Genomic DNA, 23,508 nt, shown 5'->3' on the forward strand with positions numbered 1-23,508 from the left:
GTTTTTCCTATCGACTCGACTTGCGGCGTCACGGCAAGGCAGGCACTCGCACCAAATCTACGCCATAGCCGTCTGCGCGCAGAAGTGCGACGAGGCCATGCGGCCCAGGCAGGTGAAGGGCGCCGACGACGATTGCAGCATCACCATCATCCAGATAACCGCGCAGGCGGTCCATCCATGCGGCATTGCGTTCGTCGACCATGATGTGCCGATGCGTGGCGGCGTCGGCCGAATTGGCAAAGGAACCGTCTACGAGACGCTGTAGGGCATCAAAGTCGCCGGCATTGAAGGCGCCAGCGACCGGAACAAGCACCGCGGCCGGATCATGGGACAGCGCCCATCTGAACCCGCGCCGCTCGATGCCCTCGGGCACTGCGAGTCGTTGACGCTGGGCGAATGCGTCGTCCTCGAGATACTCAGGCTTCAGGTGGTAGTCGCGCATCGCGGATAGCGTGAGCGCGAAATCCGCTGCCTGAAACGGAGTCAGACCACACACCGTATATGCGACCTGATTGGCATCGCGCACTTCGGGATGGGTGAGCAGTTCGTCGGCCTGCTCGGGCGTCTTGCCGGAACAGGCCGCTCGTCGATGATACGTATCGAGCTCGGCCGCGCTCAGCCCGGCAGCCCATGCAGCTGGTTCGGCAGGTTTTGTCGTTACCGCCTGCGCTACACCGAGTTTATCCGGCGACGTCGCTCCCATATGTTCGAGGACGTAGTGTCGTTTGCCGGCAAGCACTGCGGGCGACGGCCGCAACAGTCCTTTGGCAGGGACGTGCATGACACCAATCAGGAGACTCTGTCGTCCGTTGGGGGCTGTGACCGCGAATGCAGGCACGCCCTCAGTCGAATGATTAGCCAGCGGGCCGGCGCAAGCCACGCGAGTGCAGCACAAAAGAAACAACGCGAGCAAAGTTCGCTTCAATTTTGGTTTTCCGACGATTACTTGTTCAATTCCCGATGGAGGTAGAAGAACACCATTGCGACGCTTCCAGTCAAGAATCCTGAAAGCGTCAAAGGCACCTCCGCTACGAGTCTACCCGACACAATCCATGCACCCAGCCATAGGGCACAGGACAAAACCGCCCACCGCCCGGCGAATGCCTTGGCGCGTGGTTTCAGCCACTCGCGGTTGGCCTCACGGCTTTGGCGGTCAGAGTGACGCGTCCAGACGTTCACCGCACTCCTGTAAGCATCGCCGAGTTCACCCCACATTCCAGCCGCTTTGATGTCCGCCCGCAGGGCCTCAACCGATTCTCGTGATATTTCGTTCGGCGGCGCCGGCACAAAATACTGGAATATTGATTTGATCATGTGGGTTTCCCATTCTCCAAGTCGGGCAAGACATCATCGATATGGGTGAACACCATCAGCTCATAGGGCGCTCCAGGCCGACATAACAGCGAGAAGAATCCTCCGGTCACACGCGGATGCGGCACGAATGGGAGAGCCGGCTCGCCCTCCGAGAAGGTCGGGTCTAACAGCATGCCGTCAACATTCCGTACGATTGAATGCGCAACGAAGCGCAACGACGCACCGTCCTGTTCGAGTGCGAGCCACCCGCGCACGGCTTGCGTGCCCGTATGAGTGGCAACCCACGCGTCGACGGCATCGTGACAGTTCGGCCGCGGCGTGGCTGCTGGCCGCACATGTTGGATCGGGCGTGCCCGCCGTGCGGCGGCAAGGCCGTCAACAAGTGCGGTGGCCAGAGGCTCGTTTCCACTCGGGTGTGTATGAGAGACGCGTGTGCGCATGCCGTTTTCCATGGTGTTTGCCACCGACGTTTCAGCTATACCTTAGCAGTCCACGAATAGCCTGGCCGTCCGAATATACCCCCTCCTCCTCGCACACCTTCCGGGACGTGCTGTAAAAAACGTTGGTCGCACTTGAGATGCAAAAAATCAGCACGGCCTCGATGCGGAGCCAACCGACGCTCGATGGAATGAGGAACCATGCAATGGGCACCGCACTCAGTACGCAAACCACTCCCGCCGCGAGGATCCGGATGCGCTCAGCCCTAGAGATTGGGAGGGATTCGAAGTCCACACGTCCGCCGAACGGTAGCAGGCAAAAGGTTATCTGTGCGTGGTCAAGTCGCGCGGCGGTAAAGCGTTTGACTTTCAGGCCAACTCCGAACTGAAGTTTGGCGACACGCACGCCGAATCGCTTCCCAGCGAGTACATGTCCGCCCTCGTGAATCAACGCCTCCAGATAAAGGATGATGTAGCCGCCGACGGCGAGAAGGGCCGATCTCCAGTACGGGTACACTCCGGTCCAATCGGCGAACCAGGCTGTGATGAGCAGCGTGACAAGCGAAAACAGGATCAAAAAGGTGTCTCTTTTCTTCATGTTTGCTCTATTAGTTTTCCGGGTATCCGGTTTGCGCGGTTGATTTGGTACTAGATCCGGGCATCACCATTTCGTCGGTCGTGAGACGCCGTTTATCGCTGCGCAGATTCTGCTCGGTCTCGGCTTGCGTCGGTGGATCCCGGAAGACGCTGATACCACCACTTTCGGCCGTCATCCCACACCCTTAGTCGTCTTTACTCGACGAAACACCGCTCTCCGGAGTCCCTGCCCGGGAAATCTTGGAGATGTCCTCTTGCGTCAGCGCCAGTTCCCGATACACCTCCTTTTGGTCGGCATCGGTGGATTTCGGGATGAAGGTCTTCGATTCAACCATTGCCTTGACTCCTGTTGGATACTCAATTTTCTGCTACGGCATCTGAAAGCCGCTATTCGGGCCAGTGCCCTTGTGTGCAATCGAGCGCCTGGACTCGCCACCCTTCCGGATTTGCAATCATGTCCCGCCGGAGCTCGACCTTGCACTTCTGGCCTGCGACTTGCGCAGCGACAGTTGCACTATCCCCGTGAACGTTGGGAGCGCCGATCGCGATGAACCTACTGGCGAGGAACTTCTCTGCGACGCGTCCCGCACTGCTTTCTCCGTTTTCGTCTGCCGCCATCGCCCCGCCCCACACACTCGCCAGCGCGAGCAACACAACCATCTTCTTCATCCGAGTCACCCTTGTAGTTCGTATCTTGTGGCCCAACACCTTCGGGCTGAACCTCGCAAGTGTTGATGCTCACTCGCGAGAGTCTTCGTTTGGCGCCGTCGTCAAGGGGAAGACGCCCGTCACATAAAGCAGTCCGGCCACGCCAGCGATGATTGCGACGAGTGCCGGCAAGCCCATCACGCCTGGCGCCATCCACGCAGCTGTCATTGGCGCGTCTTTGAGACTTCCGGGAGGAAGCGGTTTCGCGAGCCATCCCAGCATCCATGCCCAAATGCATGCACAAAATGCCAGTAGGAGCAGTCCCTTCAGCCGGTTCCAAATATTTCTCGCCATGTCGTTCATAGACCCGTTCCAGATCAACCGCAAAATCATGTTTTTGCACCCACTCAACGCGGTTGGGCTTCAACCGGCGTCAAGATGTAGCGCTTGTCGGTGCCATCCGACTGACGTACAGTGATCCCGCTCTTCATTATGCGTGTCAAGGCCGAAGCCCAATTTCGGGCCGCTTCCAGTTTCCCGTCGGAGCTGCCACGCTCATACCCTTTGTGAAAGGCGATGCTTGCGCTGCCCACCGCGGACGTGACGGCTACAATCGCCAATGCGGCGGTCACGCTTGCCGGATGAAGTGCAATTTTCTTCACGATTATCCTGACTCTTTCCCCACCGCTTGCCGCTTTACTTGGCACCTGCTACGCAGTTGCAACGAAATCGGCTTCCGTGATCATTCTGACCTAGGTGTTAACGGCCGCGACTACCCGATTCTTAACCCACTATATCCAGCTGCGCCCCCTATTCAAGCTGCCTCAAGATGCCGCAATTTTGCCCGCGCGTACTCGGCCCAGGCCTGCACCAGCACGACCAAAAAAATGGCCTGGTCCGGCGTATCGCAGTTATGGGGCGTGTATTCCACCTCTGGACCGATCCAGTCGAGCCGATCGGGTCTTTGCAACCGACCGAACGCCTCAGGATCTGCGCCCAGACTCCCGCCAAACAGGGGATCCGCAATGAATGCCCTCGGGCACGCCGTTCCCTCGACGAAGAGGATCTGGGCCTGCTGTCCCGCCTCACGCACGGAACCGCCCACCCTCTCGATTCGCCGCTGGATGGCAGACATCAGGCGCTCGATCTCGACGGCCGGGACCTGAATCTGGATCAGATCGCCCAACGCCTGGGTCGAGACGGAAAAGCAGAATCCGGCCGTCTTGTTGCCCGGCACGAGATCGAGGCCGTCGATGCGATAGAAGAAGCGGTATTTGTCCATTGAGCGGCCTGGCGCAAACTCGGTTTATGGCGGGTACCTCGGCAAGCCTCGCGTGCGTCCACTCCGCGGTGAGGTTTGGTCAGCGGACAACTTCGTGATGGTCCTCGCTCAGCTCGCTGCCGGTGCCGAGCTCCAGGCCTGCGGTCCCGGTGTACCGACATCGGTACGGGGCAATGCCATGCAGCCGTGGCCCGCGCAGTACCCCCACGAAACGCACCGCGCGCACGGGGAGGACGCCGCCACTGCAGCGGTGGGATCGTTGCCGGCGGGCGGCACGTTCCTTTTGACGCACTCGCTCGACGAGCACGTACCGGTTCCAGCCTCCTCGTTCAGACGACACGCGCTGAGCCGTCGGCTTACCTCCTGCACCCACGATGCGTGATCCTCCGGCCTCGCGTCGGCGTGCGCGCACAGGCACGCAACCACGTCCTTGGTCGAAAGCTCATCATGCAGGGCCTTCCAGAGGCGTTCGAGATGAAAACGGTTGGTGATACCGTCGCTCGGCGAGAACTCGTCCAGCAGCCTCGCTGCCTGGCGCGTACGCACATCCTTTCGATCGAATTCCGTGGTGATGTTCAGCAGCCAGCGCAACGCATTGATGCCGCCGAAAACGCTTCTGGCGAGATCCTTGCGCGAATCGGCGCCGACTTGCGAGGCTTCCGTGACGTTGAACGCGACGAAGTGATCGTGCCCGCCGTTTTCGGGCCGGCATTGGCACGGGCGCCGAGGTGTGTGTTCGCAGCTCACGCCCGCCTGGAGCAGAGCCGGGGAGCAATGCACCCACTGGCCTGCCCGTGCTGCCATTTGCGCATTCTCGTCGACGAACGGGCGCGGCATCCAGTGGGTCGCTGCCCGGCATATTTCCGGCTGATCGTCTGGCGATTCGTAGGAGTTCTCGTCGAGCGAGTCAGCTTTCACGTCGAAAAACTGTTCACCGTTGAAGTCCATGCCCTCGGTGTAGATCAGTACGCGGGGATGCCTGTCGGAGTCGGGGAGGCTCTCTGTCAGCCGGCACCATCCTACGTTCACCATGCGGTCAGAATCTTCGCTGGCCCTCTCCGGCGCGGTGCTCTCGTAGACTTCTAGCGCACGGGCGCGCAGCTCGTGATCATCGTAGGTCTTGGCGATCGCGTACAACGCGCTGCGCGCCTCGGCAAGCAGCGTCAGGATGTTGCTATTCGACATGGGGTTCCTTCCGGGGCGGTGGGATTGCCCCGTTCTGCGGACACTCTACCGAACGAGCCTTCCGGTTCAAGTCTCGGCAATCAACCGACCTGGGTCTTACGACCGCGCCGCCACAGCTTGGCGGGAGTTTGGTCGGCGATTGTCACGCCGTCTCGTTCCAGTACGCACCGGGTCTTTCCGGTGTCGAGGTCCGTGACCAACCACTTGCCTCTGGACAGCGCCGTAACGCGCGTGCGCGGATACCGCGCCTCGATAGCAAGGCGGCGCCGCGCGGCGCGAATTGCCATGAAGGTAACAACGGGCCTCGCCAAGATTCCGATCAGGAGGAAGAGCGCGAACGGGCCGACGAGTACAGCACCAGTAATTTCCAGTGCGGATTTCGCGGAATGCCCCATGTGCGTGGCGAAACCGTATGTGGCAATAGCCTCTGCCAGCCCCCACAGCGCTATGCTTCTAAACATGCCTCGACTCCTGACGGAAAATTGCTTCAGACAGCGAACACGTCATGCTCAGCCAGCCTTTCGAGGCCGATCAGCGAGTAGTAGGCCTCGTCGACCTCTGCGGCTTCAAGCCCGATGTCCCACGCTTCGCTTCCATCGGCGGCATAGAGCTTAGTGCCGCCAGTGCCGTCGTCCTTGTTGAATCGTCGCCCGCGATAGAAGCAGCCAAGGACCGTCGGCATCCCCGGATGTTCGAACAGCGCATAGCTGGGCCAACTATCAAGCTGATTGGCCTGCGCTGCCGGCTCTTCCGGATCGCAGGCGTTGAAGATCCGATCCGTCTCGTTCCAGACGTACAGACGCACGAACCCGGCCTCACGACTGCCTTCCGGCGCATTCCGGTTCCACCAGTCACAGAGATAGTGGACAGCAGGATGGGCCTCATAGTCCTGCTTGGCGGAAGACCGCAGCGAACTTTGCTCAAGCAGGTCGATCGCGACCTCAAGCACCTGATAGGGACCGGCGACGGTCTGGTTGGCGCGCACCGTATCCAGGCCCGGTCGCTCGCGACGCTTGGCGGCCGAGACGCGTGTGCCGTGGAAATCTGCGACGCTGCGTAGATCCACGCCTGCCAGATCCTTCAGAACCCCGCTGCGCTTCGGATGATCCGGATTGTTCCAGATTCCCCAAAGCCATTCGTTGCCGCGATATAGGAACACGAACTTCTGCCCAACAGAGCTTTCCGGGCTCGATGCGATCGCGTCGCCGAGCGAGGCCGCATCGATGTCCAACTCCTTCTTCCACGACCCATACGCCTCGTTTTGGTCCAGCGTACGTAGTATCTGGATGCCCCGCTCGACCTCTTCCGGCTCGACGAACTTGCCCGCGAACGTGACATGGAAGGAGGAGCGCATCTCCCGCATGGCGACGCCGGTCACGCGGCCGTCCGGCAGTTCGCGCAGCACGAGTTCCGGATACCCGGGAAATTCTTCGGGAGCGCTGCTCGCGGTATTGGGTTCCTGCATGGAATTCTCCAGTGAGGTTTGGGGATTACGACAGGCTGGACGGGGTATCGTTGGTTTTCCAGCGAGCCATCGGCGCCTTGTCCAGATCCGCCCGTACGTCGAAGATGTTGGCGAAAAGCGCATCGGCGAGCTTGCTGCGAAACGTATCCGGGTAACCGTGCCAACCGTGCTCCATGACGGCTTTCTTGACCGCCAGTGCCGGCGTGTACCCTGTTGCGTCGTGCTCGATCCGACCGTCATGGAAGACAAGCGCGATACTATGCATCCGCAGATACTTGAGCATCCGGTCTACGAAGTCGGGCATGAGATCCACTAAAGCCTCTTGCCGCAGGCGATTCAACTGTTCAACGGTCAGGTCCGTGCATGGATCGGTCAGCTTTGCACGGATTGCCATGTTGAGCCGGTTGCGCTCGGCAACGAGTTCGTCGAGGCTCTGTTCCAGAATGGATTGCTCCGCGCTCTGATTCATGCGTCGCTCCCGTAGTAGCCGATCGACTCGTCCATCTTCGGCTCGATGACCGGTTGCCAGTAACCTCCGTAGGCATCGCAGTCGATCGCGGTAGTGATGCCGTATTGGCCGATGCTGACGAAGCACTTCTTGGTGCTTCCGGACCAGAGCACGGACAGCGGCACCGGACGGGCGTCGAGGTCGCCGGTCCAATGCCAGTACAGGCCCTGCTCTTTCGGCGGTTCCTTCGTCCATGCGAACGCGGGCACGTCAGCGCTGGCCGTCGCGCGACCGAACTGGACGCCGCGCGAAAAACCCGCGCCGAAATCAAATTCGGCAGAATCGCCGGGCTTTGCGCCGTAGTCGCGCAGCGCCATCTTCTGGGCATCAACGTCGGAACGGATCACCCCGGTCCGCGTGAGCCCCCATGACGGCATGAGCTGCGCACCAGCCGGCAGGCCGTTCGTTTCCATTCCATTGCTTGCTTCTGCATTCGACATCGCAACCTCCATCAGATCGTGCCGCCAGTCATGTCTTTTCGTGAGTCACCGTGGCCACGCCGTTCGTGGTTTATCGATTGCGGCTGGTCACCACGGTTTCGAGGTGCTCTTTCATCTGCTCGAGCAGCAGCCGCGCATTGTTGTCGCCGCTCAACCACGTGTCCTCGGTGTCTTCGTCCGGGACATGAAGATCCTTCTCGTACACTTGGCAGAGCCAGCCGCCTGGGTACATGGCATAGCCGGTCGCAACGAGCCTGCGCTTGCCGGTCGATATCTCGACGATCTGGCTGAAGTGCTGCGGAGTCTCGCGTGTCAGCAGCCAGCGGCGCGCACTCAGGAAACTTGCAGGCGCTTCCTTCAGTCCGAACCCTTGCCCCAGGAAATTGATCGTGAACCGCAAGCCGAGGATGTGTTCGGTCGAGTAGTCCCACCGGCCGAGCGCGACGCGACGCGCAATACCGCGTGGGCTGCAGTTCCGCATGACGTGGTTCATGGTCGTTACTCCGCTAGCGAGGACGAGTTTCGGACGGTCACTCAGCGCAGGTAATGCGGGCGGTGCCTTCGATCTTCACGCCGTCGAGCGAGCACTTCGGCCGCTCGGTACCGGCCATGTCGTGATTCGCGCCAACGACCTTGGCCTCGGGCGCGCTGGCGGCACTTGCCGCGCCGGCCACGCCGGCGGTGGCAGTCACGTCGGGAGCCTTCGGGCCGCTCACGATGACGGCTTGGCGCTGACCTTCCTTCAGGACGATGACGATCGGCGCATCCGCGGGCGTGCGGTACAGGACATATTCCATGTGGTCCTTCTCGGCCACTTCCTGGAAGAGCGCCACGCGATTCTTGCCGGCCTCGTCCTGGAGCAGCACAAGCGGGCGCGGAAGGATCGGGCCGTGACCGAATATGAGGTGGATGCGGCCATCGGGGCTCGTGACCGCGTTCGGACGCAGTTCGTCGGCGCCGGCGATCGCGAAAGTCTGCGGGATCGGCTGACCAGCAGCGCGCTTGACCGGTTCGGCGTTCGCAACGCCGACCACCGCCAGCAGCGCCAAGATGATGGTTGTCTTCATGGATTTCATTTCCTGATTGGACGGGTTGAATGAATGGCTCTGCAGATCGCCGATCAAGCTGACGGCTTACGCTCGGACACGCGGGTCTCGCTCACCAGCCCAGTGAACAGGCTCCAACCGATGCCCGCGCATCCCAGCAGCCAGATGATCTTTCCGATGAGCATCCACATGGCGACCGCATGCATATCCATCTGGACCATGTCGATCCTGATGGGCACCGGCGTCTCGTTACACGGAACTTCCTTACCTGTCCGCGCATGCGGCTTCGTGTCCAGATACGACGTACGCCATTTCACGTCGTCGGCAAGCAGACGATCGTGAGCGACGGACCACGCCAGATGATCAGTCTGGTCAACGTTCCAGCGGCACACGACCTGGTAATCCGTCACCGTCTGTAGTTCACGGAATACGGCCGGTACCGTGATTTGCGAAACTGCGACCGTCGCCTTGGATCCCACATACGCGCCGAGAAATAGCGCAACGGACGCGAGGTAGGCGATGCCGGCACGTCGCTTCGTTGCAGCGGACATGGACGGGGCCCGCTTAAGCAAGAGTACGTATGCGAGAAACGGCCCAAGCAGGATCGCGGTGACGACAGGGACATCCAATGCCAGCAAGTGCGGCCCATTTATCAGGATGGTCCAGAAGTTGTGCATGTGATTTTTCTTTTCGTGATTGGTGGCACAAGGCCGGCTACGCAGCCTTGCGGGCCGACTTGCGACGGTCCTCGTCGCTCCGCTCCCTGACCCATGCTTCGATCTTCGGCAGCAGCGCGGCCAGATCCTCGCCGTACAACCACTCCGTTCCGTAGTGGCCCCAGCTGAATCCGAAACTGTTGCTGTCGTCGCCCTCGAAGTACTCACGCACCGGCGTGGCGACGTTGACGAGGAGCCCCGTCAGATTCTTGTCCAGCACGTATTCGACGAATTCATCCGTCTCCATCCGAAGCGCCTTCTTGCTGGGAACGCCCACGGCCTTCGCGATTTCGACCAGTTCTTCGTCGATCGCATCGCGGAATGCGGGCGGCAGCGAGTCGTGCTGGGCGATCGCGCCGAGGTGGAATATCGCTTCAAATCGCCAGACGTTTTCACGCGCCGAGCCGGTGATCTGCTCGTTGATCTTCTTGGTCATGGTCGTGTCTCTGCTTCGGATGGAGTTTCGGGGCCGCTTACAGGCCGCCGTTCTGGATCAGGTACTTCAGCGCGTCCTGATTGCCGGCCGCTGCTGCGCGACGCATGAGCTCAAAGCCCTTCGCCTTCACCTGGGAAGCCGACATTGACGGATCAATCTTGATCACGCGCTCGGGATGGTCGGATCCGCTCATCAGGCGGCCGACCAGGAACATCGCCGTCGGCTCGCCTGCGTCGACTTCCTGCTGGAGCAGGCCCGGATAGTCCTTGCGGAAGTGCAGCGCGAGCCACGTGCCGGCAGCGCGGTTGCCTGCTTGCATCGCAGTCTCCATCGCGGGACGCATCTGCTTGTTTTCGTACGACTTCGACCAGGCGTCGATCGGATCCTTGATCGGCAGAAGAATGCCGAACACCAGCATGGCGATCATCCATCCAACAGCCTTGAGCCGTTTTCGCTGAGCCGGATCCGGATTGAGCAGAAATGGCGTGCTCTCCGGCCATGTGAGTGCCGCGGCGAGGTTACGGCGCTCGAGATGCAGTTCCTTGTTACGTTCGTTACGGGTCATCGACTTCTCCGAAAGATCCAAACTTGCGCCCGCTAGCACCTACCGTTCGGACATCAGGCATGGAACTAGCCGGCGCCTCCACACAGCATCACTGCTGTTCGGTTGTCAGTCGCTCGCGCGCATCGCTCAGCGTCGCGACCGGGTAGGAAGCGATCTTTCGGTCGGCAGATTCGAGCCAGACACGGATCAGGTGCGTGGGGACCTTTGCGTCGTGCATGCCGATCCACTCGAAATGGCCTGGATCGATCGCATCCTCGAAAACCGACTCACGCGGGCCAATCGCCAACATCAGCTTCGGCTTGCGCTCGCGGGCCAGCCAGAAGGTCCAAACCTCCCCTTCCGCCTCAGCCACGTCAAATTGCGCACAGACTCCCGACGGAAGTTCCTTGAGTGCGACGGTCAGTTCCTCGATCGCCGCTTCGAATGCTTCCATCGCCAGTTGGCTGGCCCGCTCATAGATGTAGGCTGGCTCCATCGGCTGGATGATCCTGCCCCACGCCCGCTTCAATTCCCGAGGGGAAATTTCCGGCATGATGCGCCCCACGGCTGAACACGTCGGCGCACGAGCGCGCAAACGACACGGCAGGCTGGCCATAGCACCTTCTCTGCCTTGTAGCCAAACATTCTAGGGAGATCGATTCTTGTCAGGAATCTTGAATCGTGACCTATCAGGGATGTCTTTCGGTGGGATTTGCGCCCAATAGTCCTTGGGCCGCGTCAAGCACAGCCAGGTCTCGGCGTTTCGCGCCATGCAAACGGCGCCATCCGATATCGCCGGATAAGACCGCAAGATCGCGGTCGAGGCTCAAAAGAATCTGCCTGCGTGTCAGGCGGCAAGCGCGATCACGCGTGGATTCCCGGACGCGGTCGCGGCGCCGGGATTCTTTCGCTCGAGCGAACTCGCCGTGCGCCGACCGCGGCTCGAGGCGATATCGCGGGCGATGCTCTTCGAGAGGTGAATGCCCCAACCCATGTCGCGGAACAGTTCCTCACGATCGGCAAGTTCATCCTTGCGAATTTCGATGATGCGGGCCATCTCCTGGCCGATGTCCTTGCGCATCCACTGGAGCGCGTAGCGGCCGTTCTCGCGGATCATTCGGCGGGCGATGCGATACTGGTTCTTGTTCATGGTCGGAGCTCGCTGGAAGGGATCGTACTGGTGCGCGGTCAGGTACGGCCGCGTGCAGCTACACGGGCGGCCGTCTTGAACGCGCCGAAGGATTCCTGCAGGTTGGCCTGCCAGGCGCCGGTCGCGCGGCTTTCGCAGAAAACGACACCCTGCGAGACCGCGTAATCGAAATGCGTGCCGAGCACGCGGCGAGCGATCTCCTCGCTCATTTCCTCGTGCCAGTAGCAGACCTCTTTGGACATCGCTGTTTTCCCCGTGATTGGCAGCAGTACGCTTGCGTGACCAATACTAGCGATGTCATCCTTCGTTTCAAGCCAGCACGTAGATCTTCCCTATGCGGTCTTCCTGGACGCCCACAGGTCTATTGCTTTCCTATCGGCCATTTCGGAACTCGTCGTGGGCGGCCACAACGAACGTTGCGATCGCAGCATCACCCTGAAAATGGCCAATGCGCAAGCCATTCTCGGATCCGTCATCGGCAAAGATCTCGCCGGCGCAATTCGAGCGCCATGGAAGCGTACGGACGTCCTCGGCGATCGCCGAGTGTAAAAAGTTGATCTTCGCTTCAACCGTCATAGCCGCCGCCGCCCTTCGCGAGCAACGCGTCAACACAACGAGGGCACAGATCGAGGGGCTGGTCGAACAGTTCCTCGAACGCAATTCTCTGATCATCCTTGCTCCAATCCCATCGTTCCGCGCAGATGGGATGGTCGTAGTAGCCGCTGAATCCGCCGTCCACCTCTTCTGCGACATGGAGCACACCGCCGGCTTTTAGGAAGCAGCGCCGATTCTCTTCGAATCCCCTGCTGAGCGGGTACAAGAGTCGATCGTCCGTTGCCAAACCGAACAACGGCTCGCCATAAATCTCTCCGCTCGCGGCGAAACTATGCCCGTGAGCCAGCACCTTGCGAATCACCCGCACAATGGTGCTGTGCTTCGGAACGGCTGCATACAACGCTTCCCCGTTTTCGTCCCGGTCATAGACGCGCCACGCCTCTGCTGAGTCGGCAAAAAGCGGCGGCATTGACCATCCTGACGTGTCGCAATGAATAAAGAACCGGTTCGGCTCTTTTGCGTTGGCTCCATACTCCACGCGACCCAATATGCGTCCCATATTTTTTCCCGAGTGGTTTCAACCTGGGTGGTGTGAGGTGCGCGAAGGGCCTCATCGTCGCACGTCATCGTTCAAGTCAAGATTCCCAGCGGGAATTCCCCGCCTTCCTAGTTCGCCTATATCGCGTTCTCGCACGTTCCGGCTGTAGGCACGGGCGAAACCAGCGTGGCGATCAGCACGTACCCCGGATACTGCGTTTGCGCGCTCTTGATGAAGATCTGAAGCGCGGTGCTTCCATCGTCAGCCGTCAAGATCGACTGAATCGGCTTGATGACGTCCGTGCTGCCGTTCTTCCGCAGCACCCCAGACACCATAAAGCGGGTCGGCTGACGAACATGCCAGCCAATACGAGTCGATCGGTCACCGAACCCTTCCGCGAGCGCTGCCGTAGAAATCACAAGCAAGGTCGCGACAAACAGGCCCTTGAACACCCCACGCATGTCGTTTATCCCTTCAATCAGGTTACTTTGATTACAATCAGCGCGACCATGCCCAAAATCCCGGCATACAAGAGGGCGTTGACAAATGCTGCCGTCATCGCCTTCACTTGGCCTGCGCTTCCGTCCTTCCATTTATTCAGCAACATGCTTTTCCTTGTTCCGCTTGTCCGCCTTGGCTCGGAACCAGATTCCACCCACTGGCCGGGTCCATCAGCAAATCATTTGCGTGAGCGCAGGCCTCCGGCGTCAGCAGCTGCATGCGAATAACTCCCGGCTGCGGATTTCTCACGTGACATTCGACTGTGTCGCCCACCCGGGCAAACTGGGTCACATCCATATCGCATTTCCTTTGCCCTTTCCACGTACGCTCCCACGTTCTCGGGCAATGTTTGACCAGCTCAGCAACAATCGATCGGATGTTGTCATGATCGCGGCACCGATCAACACCGCTTCCCGGTATGCACTGAATTTCCGGAATGCCATCCAAGCTACCGGCGAAAAGGCCAACATAGTCAGCCTGGATCAACACTCGACGTTGCAATTCGTCGCGGCTCATCCCTTTGACCTCTGCCACAAAATCCGGGCGAACATGCGTCAACTTCGTGGCAAGCTCGTCGATCCAGTCTTTGTCCGGTTCTCCCATTTCTGTTCCGTTCAATCACTGGCTGTGTTCGTCGCGCTCGAGCGAGCTTTCGACCAGACAGCATCCGCGCTCCGCTAGCACGACGTGCTTCACGCCGGCGGCCTGCTCGATGTTCTCCAGGCTGATGGACGGGCGGCTCACGCAGTTGCCGGGGATCTGGTGCTCTTCCCGCCAAAACGTGCCGGTTGTCGTTCTTCGAAAGATGCGATCGCCGATCCGCACACGCGTTCCCGCTGAGTAGTTTTGCAGACTCATTACGCCCCCTTGCCGAGCAGCAGATCAACGTTGACGCCGGCATCGCGCAGCAGGCCGGCGGCCTCGTCGGTATCGATTCCGACGGCTTCTTCGACGTAGTCGGTATTGATCGCGGTCATCTGCACGCGGCGGTCTGGCGTGACCTCGACCAGCATGACGGTCGTTTCTCCAATCAGGTCGTAATCAATCGCATGCTCACGCATGTAGGGCATGTCGGTCACCGGGAGTTTCTTCGTATAGAAAACGCCCTGCTGACCCGGGTATTCAACGGCCACAAACCCGGATGCCTTGAGTACTTCGATGTTCATGATGTGCAATTCCTTGTTCGTTACTTCTACCGCTCGAGCGAGTACTGCTTGGCCGGGTTCTTGGCGGCACGGAGGTTCATCTCCTCGCGCGCCGCCTTCTGCGGTTTCCACGTGCTGCCGATATCGATCGTCACGCGACCTTGTTCCTTCCAGACGGTTTCGACGACCCGGTAGAGCGTCTGTGTCATCATCAGGCGGCCTCGCCGACGCACACCCAACCCTTGCCCGTCGACCGGATTTTCTCGGCCTTGCGAAGCGCCTGCAGGCGGCGATCGATGATGCGCCATCCCGGGGCGGTGCTTTTCCCGTGCCTGGCTTCGGCCTTTTCGATCTGCGCAAGGCGTTCGCTTTCGGCGCTGATCGCGGGATTCGCGCTGAGCAGGAGGAACGGCACCGGCTCGGCCGACGTCAACAGCCCTGGTGCCGGCGTTGCGCCGATCCGGTCGAGAATGAGTTGGTCCAGCTTTTCGTACTTGCTCATGAGATCCTCAAGCGCCTGCGCGCGAAGTTGTCCCCATCAGGACGGCCATCGCCTCATCCTTCGTCTTGAAGCCCGGGCCCAGCAGCATGGCTGCACGGGTGCCGCGACCCAGCGTAATCGTGCTGCCGGCCTGCTTCGCAAACCAACGCCACCGCTCGGCCGTCACCCGTGGCGCCGTGAGCTTGCTCACGACGACCTTGACCTTCTCGCGCCAGATCTCCCCGACGGCGTTCTCGCCCACGTGGACCTGCTGATGCGCGGACTTCTCGCTCCCAGCGACCCTCGTCAACTTGGTAGTCATGGTTAGATGCTCCTCTATCGGTGCCAATTCTAGCGACGCAGCCCAACGGTTCTAGCCCTCGCGGATGCCCTGCCGCATATCTCGCCACACGACAATGACGGGTCGCCAGCCGCGCGATTCGACTTGGGAATCTCTGGCCATCCCTCCCTGATATCGGCGTCTGCGCGCACAAATCCAGTCCGGAATCGCTGTTTCTGCTTCTCCCCAGCGGATCGCTCATCTATGGCTTCATTTAAAGCCGTTATCGCGAATTTTTATATTTGTGGCTCTTTTTGAAGCCCTTGAGACTTCAGGTATTGCATTCCGCGAGCCATTTACTACAATGGTCTTGTTTAGAACCCTTGTTGACCATCATCCGGTGGCTGCGAGCTTAAATGAGGCCATTATGGCAACGTCAAAGTCTATGACGCCCGACCAGATGGTCGCTCGCGTCGGCGAGAACATCAAGGCGCTGCGCCTGCAGCGGAACATCGAACAGATCACCCTGGCCGAGCGCGCCGGCGTGAGCCGAACCGCCCTCAAGAACCTTGAGAACGGCAGCGGCTGCACGTTGCGCACGCTCGTGAGCGTCTTGCGAGCACTGGGTCAGGAATCGTGGATCGACAGCCTGGCACCCGTCGCGACCATCAATCCGATGACGATGCCTCGCACCGGCGCCGTCCGCACGCGTGCGCGCAGCAAGAGCAGCGCGAGCGCGAAGTCGATCCGATCCACCCGCTCCTCCTGAACGAAAGCGCATGGCCACTACCGCACCGAAAACCCGCCGCAAGACACCGCGCCGCGCCGCCTACCAGCACGTGGACCGCGTCGAGGTCTATCTCTGGGACGAACTGATCGGCGCCGTCGCCCTCGATCCCGGCTACGGCTACTACGCCTTTGCCTGGGCGCCCAACTTCATTGAGTCTGGCGTCGAGCCGGCTCCGCTTCAGATGCCGACCGAGCGCAGCGGCCCGTTTCTGTTCCCGAATCTCCCGGAGGTTACGTACAAGCGCTTACCCGCGCTGCTGGCGGATGCTCTGCCCGACGACTTCGGCAACGCGCTGATCGACCGCTACATGGCCGAGCAGGGTATTTCCGCCAAGGACGTGACGCCACTCGATCGCTTGGCGTACATGAACTCGCGTGCGATGGGTGCCCTGATCTTCAAACCTTCGCGCGGTGGTCACAAGCGCGTGCCGACCTCGATCAAGCTGAGCGATCTGGTTGAGGAAGCGCGGCGGGCTGTCCACGGCGTCGCGGACGGCGATGACGGCACGAATGCGGCGTTGCGCAGCATCATCGACGTCGGCACGTCGGCCGGCGGAGCGCGGGCAAAGGCCGTGATCGCCTTGAATCCGGCAACGAACGAGATCCTGTCCGGACAGCTGGACGTACCGGACGGATTCGAGCACTGGCTTCTCAAGTTCGACGGAATGGGCAAGGACCACGAGCTCGGCGCCAGCCAAGATTATGGCCGCATCGAATACGCCTACTACCTGATGGCCACGGCCGCGAAGATCACGATGTCGCCCTGCCGGCTTCTCGAGGAAAACGGTCGTGCGCACTTCATGACCCGCCGGTTCGATCGGGAAACGGGCAATGTCCGTCACCACATGCAGACGTTGTGCGCGATGGCGCATATCGACTTCAAAAAGAAGGGGACGAACGCCTATGCTCAGCTGTTCGGGACGATCCGCGATCTGGAGCTGCCGTACGAGGACATGGAAGAGGCGTTTCGCCGGATGGTGTTCAACGTCATGGCGCGCAACTGCGATGATCACTCGAAGAATTTCTCATTCCGTCTGCGCCGCGGCCGCGCGTGGGAACTGGCGCCGGCCTACGACGTGACCTTCGCGCATAACCCGAATGGGGAATGGACGCATCAGCACCTAATGTCCGTGAATGGCAAGTTCAAGGACTTCACGATCGACGATTTCCTGGATGAGGCCGATCTGTTCGGCGTCGGTTCGATCCGTCGCGTCATCGCCGAGGTTCAGGATGCGGTCGCACGCTGGCCCGAGTTTGCGGCTCAAGCAAGCGTGAGTCCCATGGAGACACATCGAATCCAGTCGCTGCTGCTGCCCATGGCTTGATTGCCGGGCCGCAGGCATTTCGCCAACAATTCTCGACACGGGACCACACCATGGCCACGAGCCAAACCGACAAGAAACTCGAATCTGCTTGGGCGACGTTCATGATACTGAACGCGAAGGTGCCGTACATTCGCCGCTCGCAGGTGATCGAGTACCTCGCGAAAAGCGTGAGACGCGATCAGCGAGAGCTAGCCATCAAGGCGGCCGATCTGTTTATGAAGCAAGCCCGCAAAGAGGACAAGCTGGTGAAGTCGGGGCACGTCCACTGGCGTTTTGTGGGCGTCTCCGACTGCCCGCGCAAACTGATCGATGGCCGGCCGGTTGCGGAAACAGCACTGACTAAACTCGAGATCACCTCCCGCTGCCCAGCAAAGTGGCTGTCCGTAGATCTCGAAACCGGCGACGTGTGGCAAGCAAACGAGGCGGGCCAGTGGGTGCGGGCCACGTCCGAGAACGTGCTCACGCTCAAGCTTCTGGCCGAGAAGATCGCCGAATAACCCTCATCGCAGCGGCGGCGCGCCGCTTCAGACGCCTGCTGATGAGACTACCCCGCGCAATGAAAACAGCCGGGCATCGCCCGGCCGTCCTGTAGCCGCGTAGCCTACTTGCCCGCCGCGGCCACTCGACGCAGCCGCTCCACGGCAGACTCCGTCGCCGGGTCCGCGCCGCCGGCGGCGATACGACGAGCTTCTTCAACGGCATTCTGGCGATCGATCGGCTTCTGGCCGATGTCGGCAATCGTCGTCGCGGCATCCGCACGCACACGAGCGGCGTCGGCCGCCCGGTTCAGCGCGGTGAGCCCCGTCGACGCGCCGCCCGTACCCGAGCGCAGCGCGTTCAGTTCGTCCTGTTCCTGGCGCCGCAGGTTCGCGCGCTCTTCATCCGCACGTGCCTGGTTGAGGCTGCTGATCGCGGCTTTCGCCTTGGCGTCGAATTCGTTGAGGTTTTTCTCGACGGTGTTCAGGATGTCCTGAAGCGTGTCGACGAGCTGCTGCGTGGCTGCCGCATCCTGCTGCAGGCCCGGCAGCTTCGCTTTGTTCGATTCGAGGTTGCTCGTGAACTCGTTGAGCGTCGCTTCGTCGATCTCCTTCTTGTCGAACTTCGCGATCAGGATCTCGGCCGCTTTCTCGTCGGTCGCGATGCTCGTCGCCAGATCCGTTGCCGCCTGCTGCGCGGCCGCGTTTTTGTGCTTCGCGTCGGCGAGTTTCATCGCGACTTCACGCAGCTTCGCAGCCAAGTTGTCCCGGTCCACCTGCGTTGCGGTTTCCGGGTCGAACGAAGCGATGGCCGTGGCGATGTTGTCGCCGAGAACACCGACGTGCTTCTTGATGAGGGCTGCCGTGAGGCTCCAACCAGACATGTGCAAAACTCCTTGAGAGGGATGGCGAAAGTGAAATGGCCGGCGCTACAGCACCTTGACCTTATTGCGGTCGAGCGCGAGCCCGGCCAGGAAATCGACGTACACCGCCGCTGACGTCTGGCCGTCGCGACTGAGCACGTTTTCGAACGAGATCAGGAGGCGTTCAGACTGCCCGCCAGCAAGCGTCCGCGTGTACTGCATGAACGAGAGATCCTTCTTCATTCCGCGATCGCCAACCGCGTCGTCCAGCCGGTTCTCCGTGGCCCGGAAGGGAGACACGTACTGGCCCACGCCCCCCTCGCGCGTGAAATGAATCTCAGCGATGTCGCCGGGCAGCAGCGCGTCCAGACGGGAATCGCTCATACCACTGATCTGCGAAAGCTGGTCTTCCGCCATGTAGTAGTCCATCTCGCCCAACCCGAAGCCTTCGCCGCGGAACGGTGCCTGTTCCTCGGCTGTCACCGGGTACTGGCGCGTGAGGAACTGGTAATACGCGACGTCGCGGATATCCTCGAGGCTGTCCGCGCCGCAGAGCACCTGCAGAAACGCGCCGCCGATGCCGAGCCGGCCCTCGCCTAAGGACGTGTAGAGCCGAAAGAGCTTGAGGTCCTCGTCGCCGTTCATATGCAGACGACTTGCCGATTCGATAGGCAGGTGAGCGTCCTTCGGCGTATCCAGCAGACTTGCGTCGAGCAGCGCGAACTCAGCGCGCGGGATCACCAGCAGCGCGCCGATCTGCGCGTTGAACGGCAGACCCGTATCCACGCGGTCGAGCTTCGGGGCATGGGCGCGAGCAGCGTCGTCCAGCTTCTGGTCGACTATGCGGCTGGCGAAATTGAAGAGGCTCATTGTGGGTCTCTGAATCGTGATATGCATGGGTCGCCATGAGGAGGAAACGGCAAGCCGGCGTAACCGGCTTGGTTTCCCGTTCCGCCTCACAGCTTGTAGTGATTCGTCGCGGTATAGCTGTCCTTGCGGGCCGACCAGTTGGTCCAGAGCCTGTAGGATCCGAACCCGATCACACCAATACCTGCGATCCACAGCAGGACGTGCAGGATCTGGCTACCGGTATGGGCTACTGACGGCGCTACTGCGTCCGTCGACGATCCAGCGTTGCTTGCCGGCTGCGATCCAGTGTCCGCGATGCTCCCGGACTGCACGTAAACCGGCTGGGACGGCCGCTGCTCGATCACGACCGGCGCGGAGCGCGAGCTTTCATGTCCAAGCATCCATCCGAACAGGAAGTTGCTACTGCCACTTCCGGAGTTGTCGTAGTGGTGCACGACGATCGGCGCAGGCGAGTTGTAGCGGTTCCCCGTTGATGCACTGCCCGAATAGTCACCGGTGCCACCAGCGTTTGTGTAGACCGGCGCCGGGGCCGGGGCCGGGGCCGGACGGTTGTACGTGGCAGCGGCCTGCCGCGACGCCTGGCTGTTGTATAGCGCGGTGCCAAGGGACGGGCTGGAACGAGAGACACTCGCACTCGAGCTCGAAACGTTCGAACGTGAGCTGCCGAAGCCGCTACCCAGGCTGCTACCGCTCGACGAACTGTGCGAGCTGGACGAGGCATGGCTTGAACCGAAGCCGGAGTGGCCGCCACCGCCCCCACCCCCGCCTCCGCGGGCCCAAGTGACGGGCGAAACCGCCAGGGAGAGTGCAACAGCCAGCGTGGCCAGAAAGCTGCGATTCATGTAGAGGGCTCCGTTCCAGAAATCGACCGGTCTGATAGCCAGACGTCATCAGTCGCGGCCGGATAGCTGGATGTTATTGACCGCCGGGCCCGTCAGAAACGCTGAATCAGGGTCTATACGGGGCATCTTTCGCCACGACAACCGTGGGAAGACGATGTGCCGCCGAAATCCAAACGTGGTCCTCCACGTACCGTCTTGCAATGGCGCGCTGGCATGGCACTCTGGCCTCTCCTCACCGGAGCGCCAGCCCATGACCGACGTCGCATACGAAACTGTCCTGCCCGATCAGCCGCACGTGAGCACGCCGCCGGCCGCCCCGAATACTCCCTTCGATAGCGCAGCATTCGATGCCACACGAGCGAAGAGGATCAAGGCGTCCAGAGAGGCCGGGAACATCCATCTCGATCAGATTCCCTGGTATGTCGAAACGATGCGCGGCCGCGAGATCTTCTATGTTCACGATCCGAAGGTCCTCGGTGTCATCCGAACCGTGAGCAACAACGGGAGCATCTACATCGACTGGGCCGACGCCGACTCGGCAGAGAAGGAACTCGCCTCGCCCGTCCAGGACGGCAACAAGACCGTTTTCCGGTCCTCTCTCGGCCAGCACGACTTCAAGGACTACGCGCTGGTGCAGCCTGCTAAACGGCCGCAATAAGCGCCCATAGAGGGCTTGTTGGCTTATGGCTACAATGCCGCCACCAGGCCGTCAAACGAGCGCGCGGTGATCTGTTTTTCGGGGATATTCAAATGAAAGTTTTGGGCGTGACCATTTACAAGCCGGACGCGCGAAGCGTGCTGCTGAGTCTTGGGTCCACCGTCGCAGTGTTCGCGATCCTGATCGGAATCGATCGCATGATCAACAGGCATGTGGACCTGACCTTCATCGGTCTCATTTTCACGGTCCTGATTTGGTACCGGTTGTCCGAGCTCATTGGCCTTAACCCGAAGCAAGCCGGCTGGAAAGGCCTCGTGCTCCAGATAATCTGTACCGTGCTGATCGTCATCGGCTACGGATTCGCCACCATGCGCTGATCGATCGTTTGCGCAAGCCATACGGCCGCTGGCACTCCTCAGGGGAGCACGCCGCTTTTGCTTTGATCGGCTCAGGCTATCCGCGATCGCCTTGGGCGATTCGCTCGGCGAGAAACTGAAACTATCGGAGTCTCAGTTTCCGTCGACTACCCGGTACACCGGCGCTCCGCTGGTTCCAGCGACCACGTTGAACGAATACTTCCCGGATTCGGTAGTGATCGTCAGGCGGCGTGGCCCGGTTATATTCGGACCGCCGATCATCGGCGCGTACTTCAGGGCGACGTAGTGATGATCAATCACGGCCTGAACCTGAAGAGCGAGCGGGCGCGTCCACTCGACGTGCTTGACCGTGGCAGGAAATTCGAGGACCGATACTCGCACCGGCGCGAGTTCGAGTGTTCCATCGTTCCGCATGATCCGTCGGTCGGTGTTCAGATCCACCCGTCCGTCTTTTGCGATGTCGTAGGTCACGAGCCCGGTCGGCGTCACGAAAATCATGTCCGTCGCAGTCGCGTACTGCGCATTTCGCTCGATCGTGACCGCTCGATGATCGTCACGGACGCGGACAAGCCATCCGATCGAGTTTCCGATCAAGACCTTGCTGATCGGAGTCTCCGACTGGATGCTGATCGGTTGGATAGGTGAGCCGGCGTACGCAGTTGCAGTGGAAATGACTGCGATCGCCGCGGTGACCCAGTGAATGATCTTAGGGGTTGCCTGTCTCTCGTTCATAGCAGCGAGGTTCATGGGGTTCCTTTGAGCTTCCTGATCAGATTCGCTTACGAGCGCTCGCCACGGGAGCCACGCGCTGCCAGAAATCCACCAATCCCGCCGCCCAGATGGCTCTGCCACGAGATTCCTGGATAGATCGGCAGCACGCCGAGCAGCATGCTCAAGCCATAGGTGCCGACGACGAACAGCGCCACCACGATCGCGAGGACGTTGCGCGTGTAGACCCCACGGCCGACGAGGTATCCAGCAAATCCGAACACGACGCCACTTGCCCCAATATGGTCGGACCAGGCCGCGCCGAAAAGCCAGGAGCAGAGCCCGGCGCCCAGCATTGAGCCGATCAGTGCTTCGTAGAAGTTCGAGATGCGCGGCCACATGACCAGCCAGCCGAGGATCAGCAGTCCACCCGTGTTCGCGACGAGGTGCCCGATGTTCGCGTGCAACCAGGGAGCAAACAGGATGCCCTGCAGACCGCTCAGCGTGCGCGGAATGACGCCATGCCGGTCGAGATGCAGCCCCGGTATGGCAACGGACAGGAAGAACGTCAGCCACATCGAGCCGACGAACATGGCGAGCAGTAACGCTCGTGCTCGGATCTGTTCGCCGGCGGTGCGGACCGCACGGGTCATGGAATAGGCGTTCAACATCATTCGGTTGCGAAGACCCGCAGCGGCGATGGTCGCCGCGACGGGTGTACCTGTTCAGAGGGAGATCGAGAGGTAGGCTGAGCCGACCTCGTCGCTGTCGGGGCGGTTGAGGCGTGCCGCAACACGGTCCATGTGGGCGTCGATTCCCGCGAACAATTGCGGCAGATCCGCATCGCGAGCGCCGCGGGCGTTATCGCAGCCGGTCCGCTCGCGCATGTACGCGTCGAGCGCCTTCAGAACCGCATCGCGGGCACCGTCGCGGAATTCGTCGATCGGTATCGTCTTCGTATGCGCTGCTGTCGGCACGTCACTGAGCTCGACGATATCGAAATCGGAACTGGTGATGGATTCCCCGTTGGGATCCCAGTATGCGGAGTGATCCGTCTTGTGGAAAGCCTCGTCCGTGTAATCCTCGGCGTTGGCCGGCCGGTACGCGACCTTGCAGTAGTCGCCATTGCGCATGCGCACGAGTACTTCCCCTTCGGCCTCGCAGCGCGCCTTGAGCGCGAGCGTGAACGGGTTGAAATCCTTCCTCGTGGCCAGTACCGTGGTGTTCCGCATCAAAACTCTCCCTCTTATTTCGATGCTCTCATTCTATTGACTCGCCCCGCCACTTCTAGATGCCTCGGCGTGTGTGACTTTTTCGCCTATGGATCGGCTC

At 60.8% G+C, this 23,508-nt stretch carries 43 protein-coding genes; 6 read left to right on the forward strand and 37 right to left on the reverse strand.

The features are described from left to right. Positions 1–28: 28 nt before the first annotated feature. The 22 genes from L810_RS45165 to L810_RS14230 form a co-directional block, all read right to left on the reverse strand. Entirely contained in the window at positions 29–880 is an 852-nt protein-coding gene (locus tag L810_RS45165) for a TraB/GumN family protein (protein ID WP_306415667.1), read from the reverse strand. 62 nt (positions 881–942) lie between these two features. After that, the gene (locus L810_RS47180; RefSeq protein WP_155836231.1) at positions 943–1,314 is read right to left on the reverse strand and encodes a hypothetical protein; all 372 of its coding nucleotides are present in this window, start codon (positions 1,312–1,314) and stop codon (positions 943–945) included. After that, positions 1,311–1,766 carry a hypothetical protein gene (locus tag L810_RS47185; RefSeq protein ID WP_155836233.1) on the reverse strand — a complete coding sequence of 152 codons (456 nt, stop codon included), beginning with the start codon at positions 1,764–1,766 and terminating at the stop codon, positions 1,311–1,313. The genes L810_RS47180 and L810_RS47185 overlap by 4 nt, the downstream gene beginning before the upstream one ends. A 19-nt stretch (positions 1,767–1,785) precedes the next feature. Beyond that, a complete protein-coding gene (locus tag L810_RS14155) occupies positions 1,786–2,349 on the reverse strand; it encodes a site-2 protease family protein (RefSeq protein ID WP_051392251.1) in 564 nt (187 codons plus the stop codon). A gap of 184 nt (positions 2,350–2,533) precedes the next feature. Continuing rightward, positions 2,534–2,683, reverse strand: coding sequence for a hypothetical protein (locus L810_RS47190; protein WP_021158987.1), 150 nt, complete (start codon positions 2,681–2,683; stop codon positions 2,534–2,536). Between the two features lie 52 nt (positions 2,684–2,735). Beyond that, complete coding sequence (locus tag L810_RS14160) at positions 2,736–3,017, reverse strand: hypothetical protein (RefSeq protein ID WP_042974505.1); 282 nt, start codon at positions 3,015–3,017, stop codon at positions 2,736–2,738. 69 nt (positions 3,018–3,086) lie between these two features. Next, positions 3,087–3,359: a hypothetical protein gene (locus tag L810_RS47195; protein WP_155836234.1), complete on the reverse strand. Its 273-nt coding sequence runs from the start codon at positions 3,357–3,359 to the stop codon at positions 3,087–3,089. 44 nt (positions 3,360–3,403) lie between these two features. Then, positions 3,404–3,658 (reverse strand): hypothetical protein, encoded by a 255-nt coding sequence (locus L810_RS47200; protein WP_131754336.1) that lies wholly within the window; start codon positions 3,656–3,658, stop codon positions 3,404–3,406. Between the two features lie 152 nt (positions 3,659–3,810). Then, positions 3,811–4,278, reverse strand: coding sequence for a hypothetical protein (locus L810_RS14165; RefSeq protein ID WP_021158988.1), 468 nt, complete (start codon positions 4,276–4,278; stop codon positions 3,811–3,813). Between the two features lie 108 nt (positions 4,279–4,386). Continuing rightward, on the reverse strand, positions 4,387–5,463 hold the full coding sequence (locus L810_RS14170) for a hypothetical protein (protein ID WP_042974508.1): 1,077 nt from the start codon (positions 5,461–5,463) through the stop codon (positions 4,387–4,389). Positions 5,464–5,543: 80 nt separating this feature from the next. After that, positions 5,544–5,924 (reverse strand): hypothetical protein, encoded by a 381-nt coding sequence (locus L810_RS14175; protein WP_042974511.1) that lies wholly within the window; start codon positions 5,922–5,924, stop codon positions 5,544–5,546. 26 nt (positions 5,925–5,950) lie between these two features. Then, positions 5,951–6,928, reverse strand: a complete 978-nt coding sequence (locus L810_RS14180) for a hypothetical protein (protein WP_021158990.1) — start codon at positions 6,926–6,928, stop codon at positions 5,951–5,953. A 25-nt stretch (positions 6,929–6,953) separates the two neighbouring features. Continuing rightward, complete coding sequence (locus tag L810_RS14185; protein WP_021158991.1) at positions 6,954–7,397, reverse strand: hypothetical protein; 444 nt, start codon at positions 7,395–7,397, stop codon at positions 6,954–6,956. Next, positions 7,394–7,876: a hypothetical protein gene (locus L810_RS14190; RefSeq protein WP_021158992.1), complete on the reverse strand. Its 483-nt coding sequence runs from the start codon at positions 7,874–7,876 to the stop codon at positions 7,394–7,396. Before L810_RS14190 ends, L810_RS14185 begins: the two co-directional genes overlap by 4 nt. 70 nt (positions 7,877–7,946) lie before the next feature. After that, positions 7,947–8,369: a hypothetical protein gene (locus tag L810_RS14195; RefSeq protein ID WP_021158993.1), complete on the reverse strand. Its 423-nt coding sequence runs from the start codon at positions 8,367–8,369 to the stop codon at positions 7,947–7,949. 37 nt (positions 8,370–8,406) lie between these two features. After that, entirely contained in the window at positions 8,407–8,943 is a 537-nt protein-coding gene (locus L810_RS14200; RefSeq protein WP_042974513.1) for a hypothetical protein, read from the reverse strand. Between the two features lie 53 nt (positions 8,944–8,996). Next, on the reverse strand, positions 8,997–9,599 hold the full coding sequence (locus L810_RS14205) for a hypothetical protein (RefSeq protein ID WP_042974515.1): 603 nt from the start codon (positions 9,597–9,599) through the stop codon (positions 8,997–8,999). Between the two features lie 37 nt (positions 9,600–9,636). Next, complete coding sequence (locus tag L810_RS14210) at positions 9,637–10,074, reverse strand: hypothetical protein (protein ID WP_021158996.1); 438 nt, start codon at positions 10,072–10,074, stop codon at positions 9,637–9,639. A gap of 37 nt (positions 10,075–10,111) precedes the next feature. Continuing rightward, the gene (locus L810_RS14215; protein WP_021158997.1) at positions 10,112–10,639 is read right to left on the reverse strand and encodes a hypothetical protein; all 528 of its coding nucleotides are present in this window, start codon (positions 10,637–10,639) and stop codon (positions 10,112–10,114) included. An 88-nt stretch (positions 10,640–10,727) separates the two neighbouring features. Then, on the reverse strand, positions 10,728–11,171 hold the full coding sequence (locus L810_RS14220; protein WP_155836236.1) for a hypothetical protein: 444 nt from the start codon (positions 11,169–11,171) through the stop codon (positions 10,728–10,730). A 294-nt stretch (positions 11,172–11,465) separates the two neighbouring features. Continuing rightward, positions 11,466–11,768, reverse strand: coding sequence for a hypothetical protein (locus tag L810_RS14225; protein WP_021158999.1), 303 nt, complete (start codon positions 11,766–11,768; stop codon positions 11,466–11,468). Positions 11,769–11,806: 38 nt separating this feature from the next. Continuing rightward, positions 11,807–12,010 (reverse strand): hypothetical protein, encoded by a 204-nt coding sequence (locus L810_RS14230; protein WP_021159000.1) that lies wholly within the window; start codon positions 12,008–12,010, stop codon positions 11,807–11,809. A gap of 52 nt (positions 12,011–12,062) precedes the next feature. Between L810_RS14230 and L810_RS14235 the strand changes: the two genes are divergently transcribed. Continuing rightward, on the forward strand, positions 12,063–12,317 hold the full coding sequence (locus L810_RS14235; RefSeq protein ID WP_042974520.1) for a hypothetical protein: 255 nt from the start codon (positions 12,063–12,065) through the stop codon (positions 12,315–12,317). Between the two features lie 16 nt (positions 12,318–12,333). On the opposite strand, the gene L810_RS14240 is transcribed toward L810_RS14235, so the two are convergent. The 9 genes from L810_RS14240 to L810_RS14265 form a co-directional block, all read right to left on the reverse strand. Next, on the reverse strand, positions 12,334–12,882 hold the full coding sequence (locus tag L810_RS14240; protein ID WP_155836238.1) for a hypothetical protein: 549 nt from the start codon (positions 12,880–12,882) through the stop codon (positions 12,334–12,336). Positions 12,883–12,998: 116 nt separating this feature from the next. Continuing rightward, positions 12,999–13,322 carry a hypothetical protein gene (locus tag L810_RS14245; RefSeq protein WP_042974522.1) on the reverse strand — a complete coding sequence of 108 codons (324 nt, stop codon included), beginning with the start codon at positions 13,320–13,322 and terminating at the stop codon, positions 12,999–13,001. 17 nt (positions 13,323–13,339) lie between these two features. After that, the gene (locus tag L810_RS49055) at positions 13,340–13,468 is read right to left on the reverse strand and encodes a hypothetical protein (protein ID WP_257008859.1); all 129 of its coding nucleotides are present in this window, start codon (positions 13,466–13,468) and stop codon (positions 13,340–13,342) included. Next, positions 13,459–13,965 (reverse strand): hypothetical protein, encoded by a 507-nt coding sequence (locus tag L810_RS47205; protein WP_155836240.1) that lies wholly within the window; start codon positions 13,963–13,965, stop codon positions 13,459–13,461. The genes L810_RS49055 and L810_RS47205 overlap by 10 nt, the downstream gene beginning before the upstream one ends. 15 nt (positions 13,966–13,980) lie before the next feature. Next, a complete protein-coding gene (locus tag L810_RS49060; RefSeq protein WP_257008860.1) occupies positions 13,981–14,106 on the reverse strand; it encodes a hypothetical protein in 126 nt (41 codons plus the stop codon). Between the two features lie 113 nt (positions 14,107–14,219). Continuing rightward, positions 14,220–14,528, reverse strand: coding sequence for a hypothetical protein (locus L810_RS14255; RefSeq protein WP_021159004.1), 309 nt, complete (start codon positions 14,526–14,528; stop codon positions 14,220–14,222). Between the two features lie 26 nt (positions 14,529–14,554). After that, positions 14,555–14,719, reverse strand: a complete 165-nt coding sequence (locus tag L810_RS47210; protein WP_021159005.1) for a hypothetical protein — start codon at positions 14,717–14,719, stop codon at positions 14,555–14,557. Next, the gene (locus tag L810_RS14260; protein WP_021159006.1) at positions 14,719–15,009 is read right to left on the reverse strand and encodes a hypothetical protein; all 291 of its coding nucleotides are present in this window, start codon (positions 15,007–15,009) and stop codon (positions 14,719–14,721) included. The genes L810_RS47210 and L810_RS14260 overlap by 1 nt, the downstream gene beginning before the upstream one ends. A gap of 7 nt (positions 15,010–15,016) precedes the next feature. Beyond that, positions 15,017–15,310, reverse strand: coding sequence for a hypothetical protein (locus L810_RS14265; protein ID WP_042974527.1), 294 nt, complete (start codon positions 15,308–15,310; stop codon positions 15,017–15,019). 403 nt (positions 15,311–15,713) lie between these two features. On the opposite strand from L810_RS14265, the gene L810_RS14270 reads away from it, so the two are divergent. From L810_RS14270 to L810_RS14280, 3 genes are read left to right on the forward strand one after another with little or no spacing between them, the layout of a single operon-like run. Then, on the forward strand, positions 15,714–16,037 hold the full coding sequence (locus L810_RS14270; protein ID WP_021159008.1) for a helix-turn-helix domain-containing protein: 324 nt from the start codon (positions 15,714–15,716) through the stop codon (positions 16,035–16,037). Between the two features lie 10 nt (positions 16,038–16,047). Then, positions 16,048–17,382 (forward strand): type II toxin-antitoxin system HipA family toxin, encoded by a 1,335-nt coding sequence (locus L810_RS14275; RefSeq protein ID WP_021159009.1) that lies wholly within the window; start codon positions 16,048–16,050, stop codon positions 17,380–17,382. A gap of 50 nt (positions 17,383–17,432) precedes the next feature. Then, entirely contained in the window at positions 17,433–17,879 is a 447-nt protein-coding gene (locus L810_RS14280) for a hypothetical protein (RefSeq protein ID WP_021159010.1), read from the forward strand. Between the two features lie 104 nt (positions 17,880–17,983). Here the strand turns inward: L810_RS14280 and L810_RS14285 are convergent, their stop codons facing one another. The 3 genes from L810_RS14285 to L810_RS47215 all read right to left on the reverse strand — a co-directional run bounded on the left by L810_RS14285 (position 17,984) and on the right by L810_RS47215 (position 20,433). Further along, positions 17,984–18,742: a hypothetical protein gene (locus tag L810_RS14285; protein WP_021159011.1), complete on the reverse strand. Its 759-nt coding sequence runs from the start codon at positions 18,740–18,742 to the stop codon at positions 17,984–17,986. Between the two features lie 45 nt (positions 18,743–18,787). Then, the gene (locus L810_RS14290) at positions 18,788–19,591 is read right to left on the reverse strand and encodes a DUF2491 family protein (RefSeq protein WP_021159012.1); all 804 of its coding nucleotides are present in this window, start codon (positions 19,589–19,591) and stop codon (positions 18,788–18,790) included. Between the two features lie 86 nt (positions 19,592–19,677). Further along, positions 19,678–20,433 carry a hypothetical protein gene (locus L810_RS47215; protein ID WP_155836242.1) on the reverse strand — a complete coding sequence of 252 codons (756 nt, stop codon included), beginning with the start codon at positions 20,431–20,433 and terminating at the stop codon, positions 19,678–19,680. Between the two features lie 250 nt (positions 20,434–20,683). On the opposite strand from L810_RS47215, the gene L810_RS14300 reads away from it, so the two are divergent. After that, positions 20,684–21,091: a hypothetical protein gene (locus tag L810_RS14300; RefSeq protein WP_021159014.1), complete on the forward strand. Its 408-nt coding sequence runs from the start codon at positions 20,684–20,686 to the stop codon at positions 21,089–21,091. 92 nt (positions 21,092–21,183) lie between these two features. Then, entirely contained in the window at positions 21,184–21,468 is a 285-nt protein-coding gene (locus tag L810_RS14305; RefSeq protein WP_042974533.1) for a hypothetical protein, read from the forward strand. Between the two features lie 132 nt (positions 21,469–21,600). Here the strand turns inward: L810_RS14305 and L810_RS14310 are convergent, their stop codons facing one another. Genes L810_RS14310 through L810_RS14320 form a run of 3 tightly spaced genes read right to left on the reverse strand, consistent with a single transcriptional unit; the run spans position 21,601 to position 23,408 of the window. Beyond that, complete coding sequence (locus L810_RS14310) at positions 21,601–22,215, reverse strand: hypothetical protein (RefSeq protein ID WP_021159016.1); 615 nt, start codon at positions 22,213–22,215, stop codon at positions 21,601–21,603. 32 nt (positions 22,216–22,247) lie between these two features. Beyond that, a complete protein-coding gene (locus L810_RS14315; RefSeq protein WP_257008861.1) occupies positions 22,248–22,850 on the reverse strand; it encodes a rhomboid family intramembrane serine protease in 603 nt (200 codons plus the stop codon). Between the two features lie 51 nt (positions 22,851–22,901). Next, positions 22,902–23,408, reverse strand: a complete 507-nt coding sequence (locus tag L810_RS14320) for a hypothetical protein (protein ID WP_021159018.1) — start codon at positions 23,406–23,408, stop codon at positions 22,902–22,904. Positions 23,409–23,508: the final 100 nt, after the last annotated feature.

Source organism: Burkholderia sp. AU4i (genome assembly GCF_000466765.1).
Taxonomy (GTDB): Bacteria; Pseudomonadota; Gammaproteobacteria; order Burkholderiales; family Burkholderiaceae; genus Burkholderia; species Burkholderia cepacia.